Annotated in this window: 19 protein-coding genes and 1 pseudogene; 6 read left to right on the top strand and 14 right to left on the bottom strand. The window is 60.8% G+C overall.

Going from position 1 to position 20,247, the window contains the following annotated elements; genetic code table 11:
• Positions 1-1,138 precede the first annotated feature (1,138 nt).
• The 6 genes from GSQ92_RS07215 to GSQ92_RS07190 form a co-directional block, all read right to left on the bottom strand.
• Positions 1,139-1,795, bottom strand: coding sequence for a TenA family protein (locus GSQ92_RS07215; protein WP_158801096.1), 657 nt, complete (start codon positions 1,793-1,795; stop codon positions 1,139-1,141).
• Complete coding sequence (locus tag GSQ92_RS07210; RefSeq protein WP_158801097.1) at positions 1,792-2,694, bottom strand: ribokinase; 903 nt, start codon at positions 2,692-2,694, stop codon at positions 1,792-1,794. The genes GSQ92_RS07215 and GSQ92_RS07210 overlap by 4 nt, the downstream gene beginning before the upstream one ends.
• On the bottom strand, positions 2,691-3,920 hold the full coding sequence (locus GSQ92_RS07205) for a carbohydrate kinase family protein (RefSeq protein WP_158801098.1): 1,230 nt from the start codon (positions 3,918-3,920) through the stop codon (positions 2,691-2,693). Before GSQ92_RS07205 ends, GSQ92_RS07210 begins: the two co-directional genes overlap by 4 nt.
• On the bottom strand, positions 3,917-4,696 hold the full coding sequence (locus GSQ92_RS07200) for an ATP-binding cassette domain-containing protein (protein WP_174246613.1): 780 nt from the start codon (positions 4,694-4,696) through the stop codon (positions 3,917-3,919). The genes GSQ92_RS07205 and GSQ92_RS07200 overlap by 4 nt, the downstream gene beginning before the upstream one ends.
• Positions 4,693-5,688 (bottom strand): ABC transporter permease, encoded by a 996-nt coding sequence (locus GSQ92_RS07195; RefSeq protein ID WP_158801100.1) that lies wholly within the window; start codon positions 5,686-5,688, stop codon positions 4,693-4,695. Before GSQ92_RS07195 ends, GSQ92_RS07200 begins: the two co-directional genes overlap by 4 nt.
• Before the next feature lie 92 nt (positions 5,689-5,780).
• Complete coding sequence (locus GSQ92_RS07190; protein ID WP_158801101.1) at positions 5,781-6,701, bottom strand: substrate-binding domain-containing protein; 921 nt, start codon at positions 6,699-6,701, stop codon at positions 5,781-5,783.
• 198 nt (positions 6,702-6,899) lie between these two features.
• Between GSQ92_RS07190 and GSQ92_RS07185 the strand changes: the two genes are divergently transcribed.
• From GSQ92_RS07185 to GSQ92_RS31635, 5 genes and pseudogenes are all read left to right on the top strand, one after another.
• The gene (locus GSQ92_RS07185) at positions 6,900-7,715 is read left to right on the top strand and encodes a BtpA/SgcQ family protein (protein WP_254065453.1); all 816 of its coding nucleotides are present in this window, start codon (positions 6,900-6,902) and stop codon (positions 7,713-7,715) included.
• Positions 7,716-7,736: 21 nt separating this feature from the next.
• Entirely contained in the window at positions 7,737-8,591 is an 855-nt protein-coding gene (locus tag GSQ92_RS07180) for a phytanoyl-CoA dioxygenase family protein (protein WP_158801103.1), read from the top strand.
• Positions 8,584-9,276 (top strand): deoxyribose-phosphate aldolase, encoded by a 693-nt coding sequence (gene deoC / locus GSQ92_RS07175; protein ID WP_158801104.1) that lies wholly within the window; start codon positions 8,584-8,586, stop codon positions 9,274-9,276. Before GSQ92_RS07180 ends, deoC begins: the two co-directional genes overlap by 8 nt.
• Before the next feature lie 369 nt (positions 9,277-9,645).
• Positions 9,646-9,915 (top strand): annotated as a pseudogene (locus tag GSQ92_RS30835) (MgtC/SapB family protein); the annotation flags it as partial.
• Between the two features lie 201 nt (positions 9,916-10,116).
• Complete coding sequence (locus GSQ92_RS31635; protein WP_158801105.1) at positions 10,117-10,407, top strand: Rieske 2Fe-2S domain-containing protein; 291 nt, start codon at positions 10,117-10,119, stop codon at positions 10,405-10,407.
• Positions 10,408-10,769: 362 nt separating this feature from the next.
• On the opposite strand, the gene GSQ92_RS07165 is transcribed toward GSQ92_RS31635, so the two are convergent.
• From GSQ92_RS07165 to GSQ92_RS31630, 3 genes are all read right to left on the bottom strand, one after another.
• Positions 10,770-12,128, bottom strand: coding sequence for a sugar porter family MFS transporter (locus GSQ92_RS07165; RefSeq protein ID WP_159013251.1), 1,359 nt, complete (start codon positions 12,126-12,128; stop codon positions 10,770-10,772).
• Between the two features lie 313 nt (positions 12,129-12,441).
• Positions 12,442-13,077: a hypothetical protein gene (locus GSQ92_RS07160; RefSeq protein WP_158801107.1), complete on the bottom strand. Its 636-nt coding sequence runs from the start codon at positions 13,075-13,077 to the stop codon at positions 12,442-12,444.
• A 255-nt stretch (positions 13,078-13,332) separates the two neighbouring features.
• The gene (locus GSQ92_RS31630; protein WP_371418543.1) at positions 13,333-13,452 is read right to left on the bottom strand and encodes a heme-binding protein; all 120 of its coding nucleotides are present in this window, start codon (positions 13,450-13,452) and stop codon (positions 13,333-13,335) included.
• Positions 13,453-14,083: 631 nt separating this feature from the next.
• Here GSQ92_RS31630 and GSQ92_RS07150 point away from each other — a divergent pair.
• On the top strand, positions 14,084-15,742 hold the full coding sequence (locus GSQ92_RS07150) for an MOSC and FAD-binding oxidoreductase domain-containing protein (protein ID WP_216856769.1): 1,659 nt from the start codon (positions 14,084-14,086) through the stop codon (positions 15,740-15,742).
• A 53-nt stretch (positions 15,743-15,795) separates the two neighbouring features.
• On the opposite strand, the gene GSQ92_RS07145 is transcribed toward GSQ92_RS07150, so the two are convergent.
• The 5 genes from GSQ92_RS07145 to GSQ92_RS07130 all read right to left on the bottom strand — a co-directional run bounded on the left by GSQ92_RS07145 (position 15,796) and on the right by GSQ92_RS07130 (position 20,103).
• Entirely contained in the window at positions 15,796-16,677 is an 882-nt protein-coding gene (locus GSQ92_RS07145; protein ID WP_254065454.1) for an aldo/keto reductase, read from the bottom strand.
• A 376-nt stretch (positions 16,678-17,053) separates the two neighbouring features.
• Positions 17,054-17,734, bottom strand: coding sequence for a helix-turn-helix transcriptional regulator (locus GSQ92_RS07140; protein ID WP_159013249.1), 681 nt, complete (start codon positions 17,732-17,734; stop codon positions 17,054-17,056).
• A gap of 561 nt (positions 17,735-18,295) precedes the next feature.
• Positions 18,296-18,628 carry a hypothetical protein gene (locus GSQ92_RS30040; RefSeq protein ID WP_216856768.1) on the bottom strand — a complete coding sequence of 111 codons (333 nt, stop codon included), beginning with the start codon at positions 18,626-18,628 and terminating at the stop codon, positions 18,296-18,298.
• Positions 18,629-18,630: 2 nt separating this feature from the next.
• Positions 18,631-19,686 carry a mercuric reductase gene (locus tag GSQ92_RS07135; protein WP_216856767.1) on the bottom strand — a complete coding sequence of 352 codons (1,056 nt, stop codon included), beginning with the start codon at positions 19,684-19,686 and terminating at the stop codon, positions 18,631-18,633.
• A 3-nt stretch (positions 19,687-19,689) separates the two neighbouring features.
• Complete coding sequence (locus GSQ92_RS07130) at positions 19,690-20,103, bottom strand: ester cyclase (RefSeq protein ID WP_158801112.1); 414 nt, start codon at positions 20,101-20,103, stop codon at positions 19,690-19,692.
• Positions 20,104-20,247: the final 144 nt, after the last annotated feature.

Genomic DNA, 20,247 nt, shown 5'->3' with positions numbered 1-20,247 from the left:
CTGAAGCTCGTCAAACGCCAGATGTATGGCCGCGGAAAGCTAGATCTCCTTCAGGCGCGCGTTATGGGCTCCGCGTAATCCCAACATCCATCAAAAGTGAGTCAGAGCCTAAATGCAACCCCGCAGATTGACCGAAGTCCTGCCGATAAAGACCGCCAGCCGCGCCACACCGACAATTGCATCATCAGTCGCACTTCCAACGACGTCTTCTCCGCAGTGGGCAGCAAACCGCGATACCGGCTCAGCGACTTCGCCGCCACCTGAGCCCCCTTCCCACTCGCTACGCTTCGCCGAGCCTGGCCTCAGCCAGTGAGTACGGCACCCGCTCTCCGCTCACACATGGGCACGGCAAACATAGACTATATTGTCAGGCATTGTCGTTCGCATCATACGCCCGAGCCATCGCCTCAATCTAAGAGCAGGCGACGCCGACGTGTTCTCGTGCTGACCCGGCCCGGCTATTCGGGCATCCCGGCGAAACTTGAGCATTCGGCAAGATGCTCGCGGTCACCCGTGCCCATAAAGACGATCCGACTGACGAGATTGCCTATCGACGCCTCGGGTTGAATAGCCAAGCAGCGCGCTACGAGTTCAAAGGCACGTTTGGCAAGACCCAACTTCGCGCAGCATCCCGCCATCATGGCGGATGTGCCAGCGTCCGTCGGCGCGCCTCGGTCGAAGTCTGCCAAAGCCTCTGCGTAGCGGCGCAGCACGAATTGGGCGCTCCCGAGCCCCGGCGAGTACCACGGAGGATCGAAATATGAGTCTATACGCTGTGCGTGGCGTAGGTGCTCGAGCCCTTCTTCCGCGCGACCTATTCGGGAGAGGAGACGAGTCCCCCGCCGGGTCACAGACAATGACTTTTTTTGGGCTTTCTTGCCGGACATGGCAAACAGTTCACGCAGGTCTTGGGTAGGGCATGTTAGATCCAAAGCAGGCTCGTTTGATTCATACGACGTTCGAAACTGCAGGTTTGTTCAACCCTAGAAGCCGTCGGCTCCGCTCGAAATTCATCATGGCCCAATCAGGTGTGGTTGACAATTCCTATGCGTCCGAGTCTCAAGACGTTAGCAGGGGTTTTATCGCGTGTTGACATTTGCATTCACGAAGCCCCGTTGCGACATTCAAACTGTCCGCGTTAGCTTTCATAAGGCGCGTGGTGGAAGCTGATCTCTAGAAGCAGTGCTCTGCGGAAAATCCGTGCGACGCGCTTCCGACCCACATCCTCTAGAGTCAGCCCTACTAGATCAATCTGCTGCTTCAGCCACCGGGCCTGTGCGGCGAACTCTTCCGCAGCGTGCAGTTCGACCCAACGTCGAATGACGGGGTCTGAGATCGGCAACTTCGCGACGGCGCAGCACCAATGCCAGTACATCCACTCCGCGGCGAACATCGCGGCGATGCCTTCGATGTAGGGGCCATGCGCCGCGATGGCCAACATACCCTGCTCGAAGGCCAGCACCGGCATGGGCAAGTCGATATCTTGCCACTCGGCGTCGGCCATGCCGAGATCCGCAAATGCCTCCCGGAAATAGGTGATCTGTTCTTCCGATAAGGCTTTCAGTACACTGATCATCCAGCGCTGCTCCGTCAGACCGGGCGCCTTTACCAGCAGGTAGCCGAAGATCGTGATGGCGGTCTCGACGAACGCGTTCTCGTAGGCAAGGTAGCGACGGAAGACGCGTGGATCCAACCGGTCCTGGCCAATATCCAGGACGAAGCGATGTTCCTGCATCGCCCGCCAAACATCGCCGTTCGCCTCGAGGATTTCGTCGGACAGGAGAGGCTGGCTCATGGGTGTTTCTCGTTGATCGCTCTCGCCTCGGAGCGGGATGGAAAAGAGGATTGGGTGCCCTTGCGCGTGACAGCAAGAGAAGCGGCCTCAACGGCCAGGCGCAGCGCCGCGGCAACCGATAGGCCGCGGGCGAGCGCGGCGACGAGGGCTCCGCAGAGCGTGTCACCAGCCCCGACCGTGTCCACAGCCTCGACCGCCGGGGCAGGGACGCGCGCGACCCCGTCGCGATCGATCAGGACGGCGCCGGTGGCGCCGAGCGTCACGATTACCTGCGGAACCCAGCGGGCCTGGATTGATACGCCGGCTTGAACCGGCTCGCTTGCGCCACCTAGCTCGACCGCCTCGATCTCATTCAGTATGGCCAAATCCACGAAAGGGAACAGCGTGTCACAGGAATATTGAATCGGCGCGGGGTTGAGCACCGTCATCAAGCCGATCGCGCGGGCCTGCGCCAAAGCTTCCCTCGTGGTCTCCAACGGTAGGTTTCCTTGGAGTAGAAGGATGTCATGCGGCTCCGCATGCCTTCGCAAAACCTCAGCCGCCCAATCGGGGGTGGTCGTGCGCGCCGCCTGATGCGTGCTGACGATAGCGTTCTCGCCATCGGGCGTCACATAGATGACTGACTGATCCGTTGCGGTATCGACCCGCGTCACCGCGGCGAGGGAAAGGCCCTCGGCCGCCAGCCGTTGGCAAGCCCAGTCGCCATCGACATCCCGCCCGATCGGTACGGCCAGCATGGTCAGCGCGCCGAAGCGCTCGGCGACCAACGCCTGATTCGCACCCTTGCCACCAAGGTCGACGCTGCGCTCCGTCGCCAGCAGCGTCTCACCCGCGAGCGGAAAGCGCGGCACAGCGAAGGACAGGTCCACCGTGCAATTTCCAAGGACGATGACCTTCATGCTTGCGCCTTATCCGCGTGCCCGAGGCGCACGACACCTTGCAGGGTCTGAGGCGCCCTAACGGCAACCTCCAAAAGCCGCTCTAGCAGGGTCGCGGTCGGGACCGAGGTCTGACTTCCCTCTACGGATACGGCGACAGCGCCTGCCGCGTTGCCGTAGCGGGCGGCGGCAATCGCATCATGAGTGTTCAACCAGACCGCCAGAAAGGCACCGGCAAAGGCGTCGCCGGCACCGGTGGTGTCCACCACATGCGCGGCCAGGCCAGGCACATGGACCGGCTCTTGAGCGTCAGGAAAGATTACCAGGGCGCCATCCTCTCCGAGCGTCAGGATCATGACGCCCTTGGGCGATACGCTCCGCACCAGCGCCAGGGTCGCCTCGACCACCGGCCCAAGGCCAGCGCGGCATCGGGTAGCCTCCTGGATCACATCGCGGTTGAGGAATACGAGGTCGAAATGCCCGATCAGATCCGCCACGTTGGCTGCTGTCTGCGACGCCTTCGGCAGGCCGGTCATCTGCAGGCTGAGCTCAGTGCCCGTGCCGCCAATCTCCAAGACCGTCTTCAACACCGTATCGATCTGCGAGCCGCCGACATGCAGGCAGCGCCGCTCTTGGGTGAGATGGTTCGTATAGGGTGTGAGGTCGGATTCGAGGAGCACCACCGGCTCATTCAGGATGGTGCGCGAACCATTCTGCTCGACCAGCACGATGCAGCGGCTTATCCGCTGGTTGCGTTGCCGGCGGATCGCGATGGTGCTGACGTTCTTCAGGGCCAGCTCTGCCAGTGCCCAGTCGCTGTCGGCGTCATCCCCGAGGGTCGTCACGAGTTCGGCGGCGACGGGGAAGCGGTCCTCTAGCGCCGCAGCGAAGACGGCGGTGTTTGCCGCTGGCCCGCCGAGTGATTTTTCGATGCTGCGGGCAGTGATACGGTCATTGCGGTGCGGCAGCACGGAGAGCATGGCGGTGTAGTCCACACTCGCCGCACCCACCAGGATGAGCTGCGGGAGGTCCGGGTCTTGCGATCGAGCGGGCGCCGGTCGCGTACTCGAGATCAGCGAGCGCGCGAGGGCGTTTGGTTGAAAGCTCAGCGTGCGGATCGCCGCCTCGACCTTTTCGCGGGTCTCGGGCCGCACGACGACCGTATCGTTCAGCACATTCGACACGGTGCCGACCGAGACATGCGCCAGCCGCGCGACATCCACCATAGTAGCGCGGCGGCGCTTCAAGGCTTCGGGTCCGCGGGCGCCGCTGATCGGCGCGGGTCGGCGCCTGTTACAATCATCTGGACAATCTCATCCGCATGCGTATCGCCAACCTCGCGCGCCGCGACGACATGGCCGTGCTTCATGACGATGAAGCGGTCACCGACCGCGAAGACATCCTCCAGCCGGTGACTGATGAGAATGACCGCCACCCCTTGCAGCTTCAGCCGGGTGATGGTGTCCCGCACCTTGGCGATGGCGGGCGCGCCGAGATTGGCAGTGGGCTCGTCCATGATGACCAGCTTGGCGTCGAAACCGGTCGCGCGGGCGATTGCGACGGCCTGCTGCTGCCCGCCCGACAGCTCTCGCACCGGGCTGGAGACGGAGGGTACCCGCAGCCCCAGGGCGGCGAAGAGGGCTTTTGCCCGCTCATCCATCTGGCGCCGCTGCAGGACACGCAAAAGCGGCCAGGCGCCGAGAACCTCGCGGCCGAGGAAGATGTTCTGTGTCACCGTGAGCGCCGGAACCAGGGCGTAATCCTGGTAGATCATCTCTATGCCCGCGCCGCGCGCATCATGGGGCCCGTGAAAGACGACTGCCTGACCGCCGACCTCGATCGTGCCGCTGTCCGGCTGGTGGGCGCCGGCAAGAATTTTCATCAGTGTCGACTTGCCGGCGGCATTGTCGCCGACTAATCCCAGCACCTCGCCTTCGCCGATGCTCAGCCCGACATGGGACAAGGCGCGAACGGCGCCGAAGGCTTTGGAGATGTCGTGCATGCGGATGAGAGGCGCGCTCATTCGTCTGTCGCGGAAACCCGCGCCCATTGTTCGACCCGCCGATTGACGATGGTGTTCAGCAACACCGCCGCGACCAGGACGATGCCGGTCACGACCTGCACCCAGTATGGATTGACGTCGAGAAGGTTGAGGCCATTGCGGATGAAGCCGATGAAGAGGGCGCCGATGATGGTGCCGATGATGGTCGCCGAGCCGCCGAACAGGCTCGTGCCGCCGAGCACGACCGCCGAGATCACATCCAATTCCAGCCCCATGCCGGCATTGGGCGATCCGTTCGACAGCCGCGCCGCGAGAACAAGCCCTCCCAGTGCTGCCAGGGCACCGGAGATGCCATAGACAAGGATCTTGATGCGGCCGATTGGTAAGCCCATCACCCGGGCCGCCTCCTCCCGACCACCGACTGCGAGGGCGTGGAGACCAAGCTGACTCCGGCTGAGGGTGAAGACCCCCGCAACGACGACGAGCAGAGCGATCAGAATTGGCGCGTCAACACCCAGGACCGCGCCACGCCCCAGCCAAAGTATGGCCGGGTTCGTGATCGGCGTCGCATAGCCGTTGCTGTAGACGAAGGCGATGCCGCGAATGGACACCAATCCACCGAGCGTCACGATGAAGGCGGGTATCCCGAGCCAGACCAGGAAGCCGTTCAAAGCACCGAGGCAGGCCCCCACTGCGATCACAGCAATGACGACAAGGCTCGCGGTAAGCCCATCCGTCAGCCAGGCCGAGGTCAGGCAGGACACGAGCGCGACAATCGCCCCCACCGAGAGATCGATGCCGGCGGTTGCCATGACGAAGGTCGAGCCGACGCCGATTATGATGATCGGCGCGGTCTGCCGCGCCACGTTGAGCAGGTTGATGGTGGTGAGGAAATAATCGGACGAACAGGCCATGGCGACGAGCCACAGGGCCAATCCGATACAGGTTCCGTAGCGAACCGATAGGACCGCCAGCCGTCTTGCCCTTTGGTTCAAGCCTGACGGCCCTGTCACGGGATGATCCAGTCTCGCCAATTTATAGACCTTCGAAGTCGTCGAGAAAGAGAAGCGTGACAGGGGAAGCTGCAAGCTTCCCCTGTCACGGCTCAGCGATTTTGCGCGAGGTTGTATTGAGTGATGATCGTCGGGTTGTAGCTATAACGGGCAGGGATCGATTTGCCCTGGAGCTTATCGACCAGATAGCGCAGGGCCATCTCGCCGCCGATTTGTGGTGCCTGCATAACGAAGCCGATGATGCGGCCGTCCTGCAGCGGTTTGATGAAGGGCTCAGGCACGTCGTCCCAACCGAAAAAGGCGATCTTGCGACCTTGCGAGGCGGCGGCGGCCAGTGCGCCCTGTAGCTGCGGATCTCCGGTCGCGTAGATGACGTTGATTTCGGGATGCGCGGTCAGCATGTTCTCGGCCGCTGACTGAGCTGTTTCCAGGACGTTGCGGCCGTCTCCCGTCGCGACAACGGTGGCGTCTGGCACATCCTTCAGAGCCGCGAGAAATCCGTCCCGCCGCGCGAGCTGGACTTCGGTCGAGGCCAGCATGACGCCGATCTTCGCCTTGCCACCCATTTTGCCGATGACGTAGCCCGAGATGAACTGGCCGAATTCGCGCGAGGCGTCGAATTGCGGGATACCGAGTTGGATGACCACATAAGGGCTCTTGATCGGGGTATCCAACGCCGCGATGGGGATGCCTTTCTTGCCCGCCTCCTCGATCGGTCCGGCAAGTGCCGTGGATTCGATCGGGTCGATGATGATGGCATCGGCCTTCCGCGCGATACAGTCCTCGAAGTCCTCGACCTGTTTGCCGGTGTCAGCTTGCGGATCATGCACGATGAGATTGACGCCGAGCTCTTTCGCCGCCTTCTTCGCGCCGCCGACGCCGAGTTGGAAATACTCGACCTGCAGGCTGAAGGTAACGTAACAGATTGTCGGTGGTGTTGCGGCAGATGCTATGCCGCCGGATCCCACGAGACCGGCGAAGGCCGCGAGCGCCAGTAGGGCGCGTTTTGTCATAGGACCTCCTTGGAGCTGGATATTTGAAGGTTTCAATTGGGCACACTTCGGCGACGGAGGACAAGCCGGAATCGGGGTCGCGGAGGAAAGAAAGTGGAGCTTTGACCACATCAAGGGCTGTGATAAGTCGAATAATTCAGTGGGCCATCAGGGTGCGGCATGAATTTGGCGATCTCAAATGACCGCGGGGATGCGGTTTTGAAAATTTTTCAAAAGACGAAGGTGGCGATCGGCGTATTGCACTGCCCACCGCTTCCCGGCACTCCGCGGTACGATGGCGAAGCGGTTGAAGCACTTTACGATCGCGCGCTTCGCGACGCGGAAGCCTATGTCGAGGGCGGCATCGACGGGCTGATCATCGAGAACCATGGCGACTTGCCGTTCCTCAAGCCGCACCGGATCGGGCCCGAGACCGCCGCTGCCATGGCGGTCATCACCGATCGCGTGAGGCGCGCCTTCGACGTGCCGCTCGGCATCAATGTGCTTGCCAATGCAGGGATTCCGGCCCTGGCGATCGCCAAATCCGCAGGGGCTGTGTTTATCCGCGTCAACCAGTGGGCGAATGCCTATGTCGCCAACGAGGGCTTTATCGAGGGGGAGGCCGCTGAAATCCTGCGCTACCGCGCCTCGATCTCGGCAAAGGATGTTTTGATTTTCGCGGATACACACGTGAAGCATGGTGCGCATGCGATCGTCGCGGACCGCTCCATCTCTGAACTCACGCGTGACGTGGAGTTCTTCGACGCCGACGCCGTGATCGCCACGGGCCAGCGCACCGGCGACTCTGTTGATTTGCAGGAACTAGAGGAGATCGGCCGCGCGACGCGGCTTGCGGTGCTGGTCGGCAGTGGCGTGACCCTCAGCAATGTTGGCGCTATTCTGGAGCGTGCCGCCGGCGTGATCATCGGCAGCTCGCTCAAAATGGATGGCACTTGGTGGAGCGCGGTCGATCGCCAGAAGGTCGCGCGATTCATGCAGGACGTTGCCATGCTTCGCAACCGGCTCGTCACCTAGACAGCAAAACGGGGAGAGACAATGTTGGAGAAGATGTCAGAATTCGACGTTAGCGAGACGGAGCGGCGCCGGTTTCGGGATGACGGATACGCTGTCTTCGAAAACGCGGTTTCGCCCGATCTGCTGGCGATGTTGCGCGAGGAATGCGCCTATTTCGTCCGGCGGGAGGACGAGAAAATGGACCGCATGGGCGTCGACCAGCTCGGCATTACGCACCGCAACAAGCGATATCATGCGGCCTTTCCGATGCGCGACCGCCCGATTCTTGGCGCGTATCTTTTCAGCGATGTCATGAAATCGATCTGCGAAGCGCTTCTCGGGCCCGATGCCTATCTGTTCTTCGATGGCTTCGTGGTGAAGGGAGCGGAAGCGGGCATGAAGCTCGCCTGGCACCAGGATTCCGGCTATGTCAACGCCGTCGATGGCGACCGTAACCACAAGCCCTATATCACCGTCTGGTGCCCGTTGGACGATGTGACGGAGGAAAACGGTACGATCTCTATCTTGCCGGCAAGCCAAAGTGGAATCCGGACAGCGGTGCCTCATGAATTCGACCCTCCCTCCAACGACTGGGTAGGTTATTCCGGGTCTGACAAAGGACTGCCATTCGTCGCGCGGGCCGGCACTATCGCGGTATTCGGCAGCCTCACGTTGCATTCCAGTGGGGCCAATACGACACCGAAGCTGCGCCGCGCCTATATCTCGCAATACTCACCCGAGCCCGTGCTGACGGCCGATCGCTCCATGCTTTGGGGTAATGCCGTTCCGTTTCTCCGCAATTATACCTCCGTGCTTGGCGAACCCGTACCAAATCTGCCGTATCGGATCGACCGTCTCTCCCACGGCAATGAACAGCTGAAGTCAGCAAATGGCTGACAGCAAAAGCAACAGAACTTCCACTCTGGCATGGATGATCGATCACACGATCCTCAAGCCCGATGCAACTGAGGTGGAAGTCCGTCAAGTCTGCGAAGAAGCGATGGGATATGGCTTCCGGACCGTCTGTGTTAACTCTGTGCATGTCGCGCTTGTCGCAAGGTTCCTCAGCGGAAGCGTAGTGCGAACATGTTCGGTGGTAGGCTTTCCCTTTGGTGCCATGCCTTCCGCGATTAAGGCGGCAGAAGCCGCCGCAGCGATGGCGGCGGGGGCCCACGAGATCGACATGGTCATTGCGATTGGCGCCTTGAAGGAACAACGGCTTGACTATGTCCGGAATGACATTGCGGCGGTCCGAGCGGCATGCACGGGCGCGGTGCTTAAGGTCATCATCGAGACCTGCCTGCTGACAGATGATGAGAAACAGATGGCCTGCCAGCTTGCGGTCACAGCGGGTGCAGATTTTGTCAAGACTTCGACTGGATTTTCGACCGGAGGGGCGACGGTCGCGGATGTGGCATTGATGCGCGCGACGGTCGGGTCAGCTGTCGGAGTCAAAGCCTCCGGCGGTGTGCGAAGCCGCGAGGTCGCGGAAGCGATGATTGCGGCCGGCGCGAACCGCATCGGCACCAGCTCAGCGACTGCCTTTACAACCTCAGGCGATACTCGTTTGCAGGACTATTAGCCCGAGGTTAAAAAACTTGTTTTGCCTTCTGAGATATCTCAATCAGTGCGCTCTGCATGTTTTTTGGGCTGAATGAGCAGAAACGCGAATGTATAGGAGAACCTTGGGGAGCTCGCATCGGAAGCCGGCTGCCCGCTAACGATCGCTTTTCCTTAGCTGGCGCTCGAGCAAGTTGACCAGGGTGGCGACCTCGGGATAACAGATCGGCCTTTGGTATTTACTCTGCGTCTGGCAGGGCGCAACAGGTGAATTCGTGGCCATTCAGGTGCCGGGCCCGGTCCTTCTTCAACGAGGGACGGTGGCTCAGAGCTAGACTGTGCCTCTGGCCCGTGACGTGCAGCCGAATAGTATTCGGCCTTTTCTAACCTCATAGGCCAAAGATGGTTGCAGCTCGCGGAACTCCCGCTTGCTTTTATATTGTCTGCCCTGATCTCGCTTGAACGCGAGATCCGTCGCAGGGCGCGGGGCTGAGAACCTATACCCTTGTCGGTGGCGCCGCCGCCCTGTTCATGCTCATCTCAAAGTGCGGCTTCATGGACGTGCTCTTTCCCTACCAAGTCGTGCTCGTCCCGCGTCGCGGCTCAGGGCGTATCTGGCATCGGGTTCGTGGGTGCCGGTGTCATCTTCATCCGCCGCGACGATCGCGAATAGCCCATTCGCAGCCTAGGTGCTTTCTCTATCGGGAGCCGGCAAGGCCCTCCCAGGTCTCGGCGAGGTAGGCACGTGGCTGGCCTTACAACTCATGTTCCGGGTGCCATGGTTAAGGCGTGGCGTCTGATAGCGGGAGACTGTCTTATGGAGATCGATGTCGGCGATGCGGCCGGGCTTGCCTAAGGCACGATGCGCGCCGTGGAGCGGGACGGCGCCAAGGTGCTGCTGGCCCGGAGCGGTCGACAGTGCCACGCGGTGGGAGCGATCTGCCCCCATGCCGGCGGACCGCTCACGGAGGGCGTTCCGCACGACGTCACCATGCTATGCCCTTGCCACAAGGCGGCATTCGGGTTGGACACCGGGCGTTTTTTGGCGTCGCCTGCGGTCGTTGACCTGCGGGTTGATGCGGGCCGGCTGCTGCTCGGCCCTATCGGTCCGTCCTCACCGGTGCAAGAGGACGCAGACCCAGGACGATGGTGATCTTCGGTGCCGGGGCCGCGGGTACGGCAGCGGCGCGGCGCGTGACCTTCGCCGATGGCGCGATCCTCACCTACGATGCGGCACTGTTGGCCAGCGGGGGCGAGCCGGGGCGCCTGAAGGTAACGCGGGGCGGACCTCCCGGGCACGTTCGTCCTGCGCTCGCCGAATGAGCGTCGATCGAGCCACTGATTCGAACAGCCAAGTGCGGCGGTCGAGTTGGGACGCTGAATATCCGAAGTGCTGAACGCGATCCTTTATGGGCTTTCTACGGGACGTCGGTGGAATGCGCTTCTGTCCGACCTGCCGCCGCGTAGCAGGGTCTCGGACTATTTGCAGCTTTGCGATCGGAACGGCACGATCCGTCATGTCCGGAAGTGACCACTCTGCAGATCGCTCTCGATCTGCTCAAGCGTCCTGCCGCGCGTCTCGGGTACGTAGCGCCAGACAAAGCCGAAGGCGAGGAGGTTGATAAAGGCGAAGAGCCAAAAGGCACCGCCTGCGCCAAGGCTCGAGACCAGGCTGAGCGTGGTGAGGGAAATCACCAGGTCAAACGTCCAGTGCGACAGCGCCACCATGCTCATTCCCTTGCCGCGGACGCCGAGCGGAAACACCTCAGAGCCAATAAGCCAGATGGTGACCGAGATCGAACCGACGTTGAAGATCTCATTGCCCAAAAGACCGCCTACCGCCAGCCAACGCATCCAGCCATGCGGCGTGCCGCCGAACAGAGCGAAGCCGAGGAGCACAAGCGATAACACGGCCAACGGCAGGAAGCGGAGCATGAGCTTGCGACGCCCCCAATGATCAACTGCCCAAATGCCGAAGATCGTCGACCCGACGATGGTAACGCCGATCGCGAGCGAGGTCAGCAGCGCGGCACTCTTCCCGAATCCCACTGAGGCAAGAATGGTGGGCGCGTAATAAATCACCGCATTGGTGCCGGTGATTTGGCTAAACATTGCTACGCCCATGCCGGCGACCAGCGCTGGCCGCAGTTTCGGTTGGAAAAGCTCTTTCCAGCCGCGCTCCGCGTGCACCGTCTGCTCGATTTCCTCAAGCTCCCGATCGACCTCCGTTTTGCTGGCTCGCAGGCGGAGCAAGGTTTGCCGCGCCCCATCGCGGTTGCCGTTCAGGGCCTGAAAGCGGGGACTTTCGGGGAGCCAGATCAACCCGACAAGAAGTACCACCGCCGGCACGACACCGAGTAGGAACATCAGCCTCCATGCGCCACTAGCCCCGAGCAGCCAGCCGACGATCGAGGAAAGTAGGATACCGCTGACCACGGCGAGCTGGAACAGCACCACCAAGCCACCACGCCGAGCCGCGGGTGCCAGCTCTGCTATGTAAACCGGCACAATTTGCGAGGCAGCACCGATCGCGAGGCCGAGCACCAAACGCGAGATTACCAGCACATCGACCGATCCCGATGCAGCGGCCGCCACCGAGCCTGCGATGAAAATGATCGCCGCCGCTACCACGACCAGGCGCCGCCCTAAGTGATCCGAGATCGGCCCGGCCCCCATGCACCCGATCAAGGCACCAGCGACGATAGCAGAGGTGATTAACTGCTTGGCAAGGTCATCCAGGCCGCTGCCGTGAGGATTGAGATCGTGGCCGACGAACAACAAGGCTGCCGAAATGATGCCCGTGTCGTAGCCGAACAATAGTCCGCCTAATGCGGCGACAATAGAGACGAGCAAAACGAACGCGTTTCCACGCATGACTTACTTTCCTCCTTCGCACGACCGCCTGAATCGGCTCGGCCGAAGTTCGCGATCATCTAACGGATGGCTTTTCCTGTCTTGTTCAAAACAGTGGCGCACAATGCGTCGCCGGAAAGCGCGACCGAGCGTGACGCAGGAGGGAAGCATGTACCGACGGTGGCTAGGAACTCTTCCTCCCCTATCGAAAACGCCGCGGCGTCCACTCGCGCATCGCAGCTTCAGCAGTAATCATTGGGTGGGACACGCCGCTGTCAGTGCTCGAAGATGCCTGTGCTCGTTGCGGCCCCATCACATTGAGCGAAGTCTCGTTTCAGCCGTGCAAGACGAAGTTTGATGTCGCGCTGTTCGCCATAACGAAACGCCCGTTGACCAGATCATTCTTCTCAACCTTGGCTTTAACCTCCGCAGGTGAAAGGCCATAGCTTTCCCAACGTTCTGTCAGCCTCCGGCGAAGGACCTCCTCCGAGACATTAATCATCACTGTCGCATCGAATGCCACATGCAGGTGGGACCATGGCGGAAGGCCCAATAGCAGGTAATTGCCTTCGACAACGACGACGCGCACGGCTTTCGGGATCAGCCGGGCGGCCGACCTTGATATCTCAATCGCACGGTCAAATACTGGAACGGCGATCTCGTCCTCATCGTTGAGCTTGAGGCGGCTGAGCATGTGCCTGAGTCCGCCAACATCAAACGTTTCGGGCGCACCTTTTCGAGCGCGCAGGCCACGGGCATCCAGAACGGCATCGTCAAAATGATATCCATCCATTGGAAGAATGGCTGCGCCGCCGGGATGGACTGCATTGACCTGAGCGATAAGGCCTTCGGCAACGGTAGACTTGCCGCTGCCAGGCGCACCTACGATGGCGATAAGACGCCGACCAGACACGGCCGTAGCCAAAGCGAATAAACCGTTCAGGTCAATGGCTAATGGCTCCCGACTCATCGGACACCTTTCAGAAAAAGCTGGTTCGGAGATCCGGCGACAGTTTTTCCCTACCCTGGGATTGCCTCCGAATCAACCAATGCAATCATAGACCGTTGAAAACCGCCGTTGTCACCTCGCGGTCTAGGCTGAGACGCCCGGCGCGTCCAGTGCCCTGCGTGGCATGTAAAGGAGCTTTCAAGCAAGCACCCGAACCAACAGATTGCCACCTCCAGCGGCCCCTTTGCGGCGTGACCCCAAGGATGTTTGGGCAAGCTAAGAGGCCAGTGGCGCCGCCTCAAGGATCGCGACATCCTGGTCCACCGTCCCGCCACTGACGCCAACACCGGTGATCGCCTCGTCATCGCGAGTCAGCGTTGCGCCGCCGCGGATCAGCGCAATGGAGGCGACGGAGACGCGGGTTAGCCGTACCAGGATGTTGGGCGAGGCCTCTAACCCGGCTGGGCCCCGCGGCAGCCTGGTCAGATCTTCAAACTTGGCTGTGAAGTCGCTGCGATTGAGGAAAAAACCTTCGACCCCGCTATCGAAAACTACGACGCGCTTCGAGTGAATGAGGCGCTCGACCTCGTCCGCGCGACCACGACAGGGGCATCTGAGTATGCCCTAAACAGGAACGAGCGATCACGGAGTTCGGGGGCGACCATGCCGGTTTCCTAAAGCATCCACATCCCACCGGCCTAGATAGAGCTGTGCCATAAGCGGAACTCCATGGCATGTTCCCGTCTGCACGACCTTATCGAATAACTCCTCGAGGTTTGAAATCGACAAGAATACGACGATGGATCGCGCTATCCTGCGTAGGTGGCAGCTGATGAGTAGCGATGACCAAGTATCGATCTCTCGTGCACACCGTGACGTCGACGGATGAAGGGGTGGGGCCGATGCCTCCGACAGCCCTCTGATGGCACGGTTGCTTTCCGTCAATGTCGGACTTCCCCGCGACATCGCATGGCAGGGAAGAACCGTCCACACTGCTGTCTGGAAAGAGCCCGTTCGAGGCCCACGGATGGTGCGGCGGCTCAATATCGAGGGAGACGGCCAAGGAGATATGGCGGGCCACGGTGGCGAGCATCGGGCCGTCTTCGTTTACCAGATCGACTCCTATCACCATTGGCAGGCCCACCTCGACCGAGCCGACATCGAGTATGGCCAGTTCGGCGAGAACTTCACCGTCGATGGCTTATCCGACAGCGAAGTATGCATCGGCGACCGGTATCGGATCGGGAGTGCCGTCTTCGAAGTGACGCAGCCGCGCGTCACCTGCTACCGGGTCGGCATCCGCATGAACGAGCCGCAGATGGCCGCGCTGCTCGTCGCGCACGACAGACCCGGCTTCTATCTCCGTGTCCTGGAGGAAGGAGAGGTCGAGGCCGGCCTTGAGATTGTGCGGGAAGCGCGGGGGCCCGAGGGCATGACTATCGCCGAGGTGAATGCCCTTTTGTATAAGCCTGGCCATCCCGCAGACCGGCTCGAAAAGGCGTTGCGCATTCCGGAGCTCAGCGCGGGCTGGCACTCTTCATTCAAGGCCCTGCTCGAACGGATACAGAGCAGCGGCATCACAAGCGGCAATCCGGGTCTCGCCCCAAGCGCCGGGCCGCCGCCGGCATGGACGGGGTTTCGCCCGCTGCGGGTGTTCGACAAAAAGCGCGAGAGCGAGAGCGTGACCTCGCTTGTGCTGGAGCCTACCGACGGCCGCCCTCTGGCACCTGGCCTCCCTGGACAGTTTATCGTCCTCCGGCTGCACCCGACACCCAATGCACCCACGCTGCTGCGCAGCTATTCGATATCGGGCGAGCCTGGCGGCGCCCGATATCGAATTAGCGTCAAGCGCAATCCCGACGGGGTTGCCGGCGCGTATATCCGCGATGGGGTTCAGATCGGTGATATCCTCGATGTGACAGCGCCACGCGGCAGTTTCGTGCTGCAGCCCGGCAGCGGTCCCGTCGTCCTGCTGAGCGCAGGGATTGGCGCCACACCTGTGCTGGCCATGTTGCACGCCTTGGCTGCTGTCATGTCGCCAAGGGAGGTCTGGTGGATCCACGGGGCTCACGACGGCGGTGAGCATCCGTTTGCCGAGGAGGTGCGTGCTTGCCTAGCGGCCCTGCCCCACTCCCATCGCCACATCCTCTATAGCTCGCCTGGTTCCAAGGACCGGCTCGCTGTCGATTTCGACGCTCCTGGCCGCGTGAGCCTGCCGTTGCTGCAGGAATTGGGCGTGCCACGCGATGCCGATTTTTGTCTTTGCGGTCCGCCGGCCTTCATGACCGACCTGATGCCCAGCCTCGCGGCCTGGGGTGTTGCCGCCAACAGAATCCACAGCGAGATGTTTGGAGCGGGTCCGGCTTTGACGCCCGGAATCGCCGCGGCTCCCCTGAAGCAGCCGCATTTGCCTACCGGGGCGGCCGGCACAGGGCCGCTCGTGTCCTTTGCGCGCTCAGGCGTTAACGTCCCGTGGGGAGCGGCATACCAGAGCATCCTCGAACTGGCTGAAGCCTGCGACGTTCCCGTCCGATGGTCTTGCCGTACAGGCGTCTGCCACAATTGCGAAACCGCGCTCATCGCTGGCGCCGTCGGCTATCAGCCCTACCCGGTCGAACCGCCAGCCGAGGGCAACGTGCTGATATGTTGCTCTAAGCCCCAAGGCGATATCGTGATCGACCTTTAACGGGCATCCAATCTAGGACAGTCGACACTCCCCTTTCGCGCCGTGCGACGTCGCTACGTGGGCCGAGGAATGAATCCGGGCACGCCAGTTCCTACGACCTGGTTGAACCGGACTTTCGTGGTGACGCCATCCCGAATTTCACGGATGGCGTCTTCAGGCAGCGTTGCGATGTCGAAGTTTTCCCGGATGTGCTCGGGATTGGTCGAGGTCGTCAGAAAAGCGGTGCCCCGTTGAGCAGCCCATGCCAATGCAACCTGCGCAGGCGTCTTGCGGACGCGCCGTGCAATCGCCGCGATGATCGGATCGTCCGTCACTCTCGGTTCAAGTCCATGCCCCAGCGGCGCGAATGCAAGCAAAACAATGCTGTGCTCCTGACAAAAGTCGAGCAGTTCCCATTCGGGCAGATAGGGATGGGATTCGACCTGCACCACAGAAGGCATGATCCGCGCAGCCGCAACGATCTCACGTAGTTTCTCCAAAGTGATATCGGATAGGCCGATCGACCTGCACCTGCCCCCATCCACAAGGTTCTCAAGCGCCCGCCATGTTTCGATCAGCGTGACCCCGGAATCGTAGATGACATGGCCCTGCTCGTCCCGTGGGTCCTGTTCGTCGCCGGGTTGAAAGGCGAAGGGGGTATGGATGAGGTAAGCATCGATATAATCGACTTGCAGGCGCCTGCAACTCGCGTCGAAGGCGGCTTCGACCCGGTCAGGGCGATGATTGCTATTCCACAGCTTCGTCGTAACGAAGAGGTCCTCCCGGCGAAGGGTGCCGGCACGGATGGATTCCTGTATTGCCTCGCCGACCGCCTCTTCGTTGCGGTAGCGCTCGGCACAATCAAGCTGGCGGAAGCCCACTTCCAACGCGGTTCGCGTCGCTTGTTTGGTCGCGAGCGGATCGGGAATCAGCGTGCCAAATCCGACAGCAGGCATCGAACCTGATCCATGCTTCAGAGGGATGCGTGTGTGGCGAAGCATATCGGGGGTTGCCATGCTCATACTCCCTTGTTCAAGGCCGAGCGACAGCGCCTCGGCTGCGCGAGGCGCGACCTCATTCTTGCGCCCCCTTTGTAGCCTTAAATTACGCCGGCTGGCGCAGCGATTTGAACGCGGCCCTGAACTCCTCAGAGAAGACTATGACGGCACTACGGACATGGCCGTTCTCCTTGGGGCACCAAGCCTAGGTACTACGCCGCTGTGAAGTCTCGAGCGGCCGATTGGTTTCGCATGGTCGAACTGTCGCAGGGTATGCAAACAGCGCTTATGTCCTGTGCCTCGCGGGCTATGCTCTCCGCAGGTCTCTGAGCCGCTAACGCAGGATCGCCGCTTGTCGTGTGGTGTTGTGTGGCTGAGATGATTGGGCGTCTGTGCGAGTCGAGTGAATATTTGCAGGTCTCGGCGAGCCTTCGGGGGTCTGCGACAGCCGCCAGCGATGCGGAGTGATCCCCACGTAGCGACGGAAGACAGTTGTGAAATGCGCCTGGCTTGTGAAGCCGACGCATACACCGACCTCAATAATCTTCGTTTGTGGAACCATGAGCAGAACCTGTGCGCGCGCAATCCTCTGACGGACGATATATTCATGCGGCCGGACACCCGTCTTTTGACGAAACTGAGCGGCGAAATACATCCGCGTGAGGCCAGCGGCGCGAGCCAGATCCGCCAATCTGATGGTGTCGGCGATGTGATCTCCGATATAAGTTTGGACACGGCGGAATCGCCAGGTTTGCAATTCAGAGGGCTTGCGTCGCGAGATGGCAGGAGCTTCGCCAGCTCGCTCTGGTGCCTTACTTGACGTCGAGTGCGCCCCTTCCGCAGCGGCCAGGTTCGAGCAAGGGACGCTTTTATATTTGTCGCGGCTCAGTGAAGCAATGGTGTCGTTCGCCTTTTGTTTTCGCACTTTTGGTTCGCATGAATCGGGAGTTGAAAGCAAGACGCTCAGACAAAGCTCGCGCAACTCTGCCGAAATTCCACTAGTTATGTCGCTCATGAAGAACTCCTTGTATTATACGGGACCACCCCATCTCGATGCACCCTTCCGAGAGACCAAAACAACGCAATTGTGCTCTCCTAGGCCATTCATTATTTCTTGTCGGTCTTACCAGGGCCGTCCCAGCGACCTAGGAACGCTAGATGTGGTCACCGGCGAACCGCAAGTCAGAAAGCATTTTTCGCACTATTTATGCGCTAGTATTGTAGGAGATTGCTAAAAACACTTCTTTTCGCCTCGCAGCGCCACGACGATTCCTGTTGTTTTGACGGAGCATCCCCAAGAAGCGCTGCGGCTTCAGTACAGTGCAATATCGAAGCCCAAGTTGCTGGCTAATACGCGGTTCGGACAACCAACGACTAAAATCAAACCCGAATGCTTCCTCCGCACGCGCCTCTACTCAAACTAGGGGCAGGCAGATCGCACCCTCATTGTATTCCTGGGCCAACAAGTATCGCAGCACGCACCCAGCACAATCATCTCAGGTGTACTAGCAACAGAAGGAGATTCGAGACTGCGGCTCGATTCGCTCGTAGCTGCGGCCCCGCCGAACGCGAAGGTTTAAGGGGCGCTGTCCGCGATTTCGGGATCCAGCGGCTGGAGAGTGCTGAGCACCGTTGGCAGCAGTTCGCTGACGGTCGGGTGGATGTGCACGGCTCGCTGCATGACGGTATATGGCGCGTCCGCTGCCATCAAATCCAAGATGCTATGGACGACCTCGTCTCCTCCTGGCCCCAGGATAGCGGCGCCAATGAAGCGTCGCGTCGCCGCGTCGACGAGCACCTTTATGAAGCCATGTGTCTCGCCTTTTTCGATGGCGCGCGCTACTTGCGTCATTGGGCGCCGGCCAATAAGGACCTGGCGGCCCGACGCTCCTGCCTGCGCCTCAGTCATCCCTACACGGCCAAGCGGGGATCGATATAAATTGCATAGGCCTGAATGCGTTCGCTCACGCGGCGGCGATCATTGTCGAGGAGATTCGCCGCTACAATTTCATAGTCGTTGTAGGCCGTGTGGGTAAAGGCCCCCCGGCCGTTGCAATCGCCCATTGCCCAGATGTCCGGGACATTGGTCCGCAGCTCATCATCCACCTTAATGAATCCGCGGTCGTCCTGTTCGATGCCGGCAGCCGCGAGGCCTAGATTGTCGGTGTTCGGTCGCCGGCCGACAGCGAGCAGCAGATGAGATCCGGTGATGTCAGGCCCATTCTCAATAGAGAGCGTTATGGTTCCATCCCGTTGCACGGCCCGCGTGGCGGTCGCACCGAGATGGACGGCTATACCCTCCGCCTCCAAAATGCCCTGAACCGCTAGCGAAACATCTCTGTCCTCACGAGATATCAAGCGCGAGGCCCTCTCGACGATCGTCACTTCACTCCCGAAGCGGCGATACATCTGCGCGAATTCCAGTGAAATATAACTTCCGCCGAGGACAATGAGATGACGCGGGAGTATATCGAGCTGCAGGATCGATTCGTTATCCAGATAATCCACTGTCTGGAGGCCGGGGATCAGTGGCACGACCCCTCGTGACCCCACGTCTATAAACACCCGATCAGCCCTCAGGACGATGCCTCCGACATCGACTTCATGAGGCGATAGGAAGCGGCCCGGCGCATGAAGCAGCGTGCAGTTATCGGTGCTCTCGAGACTCGTGCGCAGTCCTTCGCGTCTGTCCGCGACGATCTTGTCTTTGCGGGCCTTAACCTGCCTCATGTCGGCGCGTACCGGTGACTGGGAAACAATGCCATATTCCGCTGCACGCCGCATCTGCTGCGCGGCATACGCGCTCGCCACGAGCGCCTTAGTCGGAGTGCAACCAGTGTTGACGCAGGTACCCCCGACCGATGCCCGCTCTACGATAGCGACCTTCAGCCCGGAACCCGCCAGCCGCATGGCTAACGGCGCGCCAGCCTGACCGGCGCCGATGACAACGGCATCATAGTTGGTCACTGGTCAGCCGACCTTGGCGCCGAGTGTCGTGAGAATACCGAGCACGTCGGAACTCCCCCACCGCTCGACAATTTGCCCGTTCTCGAAGCGAGCGATCTGCATCCCGCGGGCAGCGATCGTCTCGCCTGTCGGAGCAATGCCGGCAAATATGCCTTTGTGCGTGCCGTGAATGGTATAGGCCATTGCAATGTCAGTTTCCGTCTGGGTCAGGTGGTCGACCGAAACGTTGAGGTCGGGAAACGCGGTCCTCATCATGGTGAAGAACGTCTTGAAGCCTTCCGGGCCGGAGCCTTGGTCGGGCGCTGGGTCATGATCGACGACGTCCGACGCGAATACCTGATCGAAGATCGAAAAATCCCCGCTCGCAACGGCTTCGCCAAGCTTTATATTTGCGGCGAGGTTCTGCTGCTTGCTCATTACTTCCCCTTGATACCTACGTGCTTCTGGGAGCCATCTTGATCTTGGCGCAGCCGCAATTATTGAACGATAAGGCTACTATCGCCATCCAAGACGAGCTTAGGTGAATTGGCCGTCACACCAACCTGGCAACGTCGAGACCTG

Source organism: Acidisoma sp. S159 (assembly GCF_009766125.1).
GTDB lineage: Bacteria > Pseudomonadota > Alphaproteobacteria > Acetobacterales > Acetobacteraceae > Acidisoma.
Note: the sequence above shows the minus strand (reverse complement) of the source record. Positions and strands in the feature narration are given on the sequence as shown.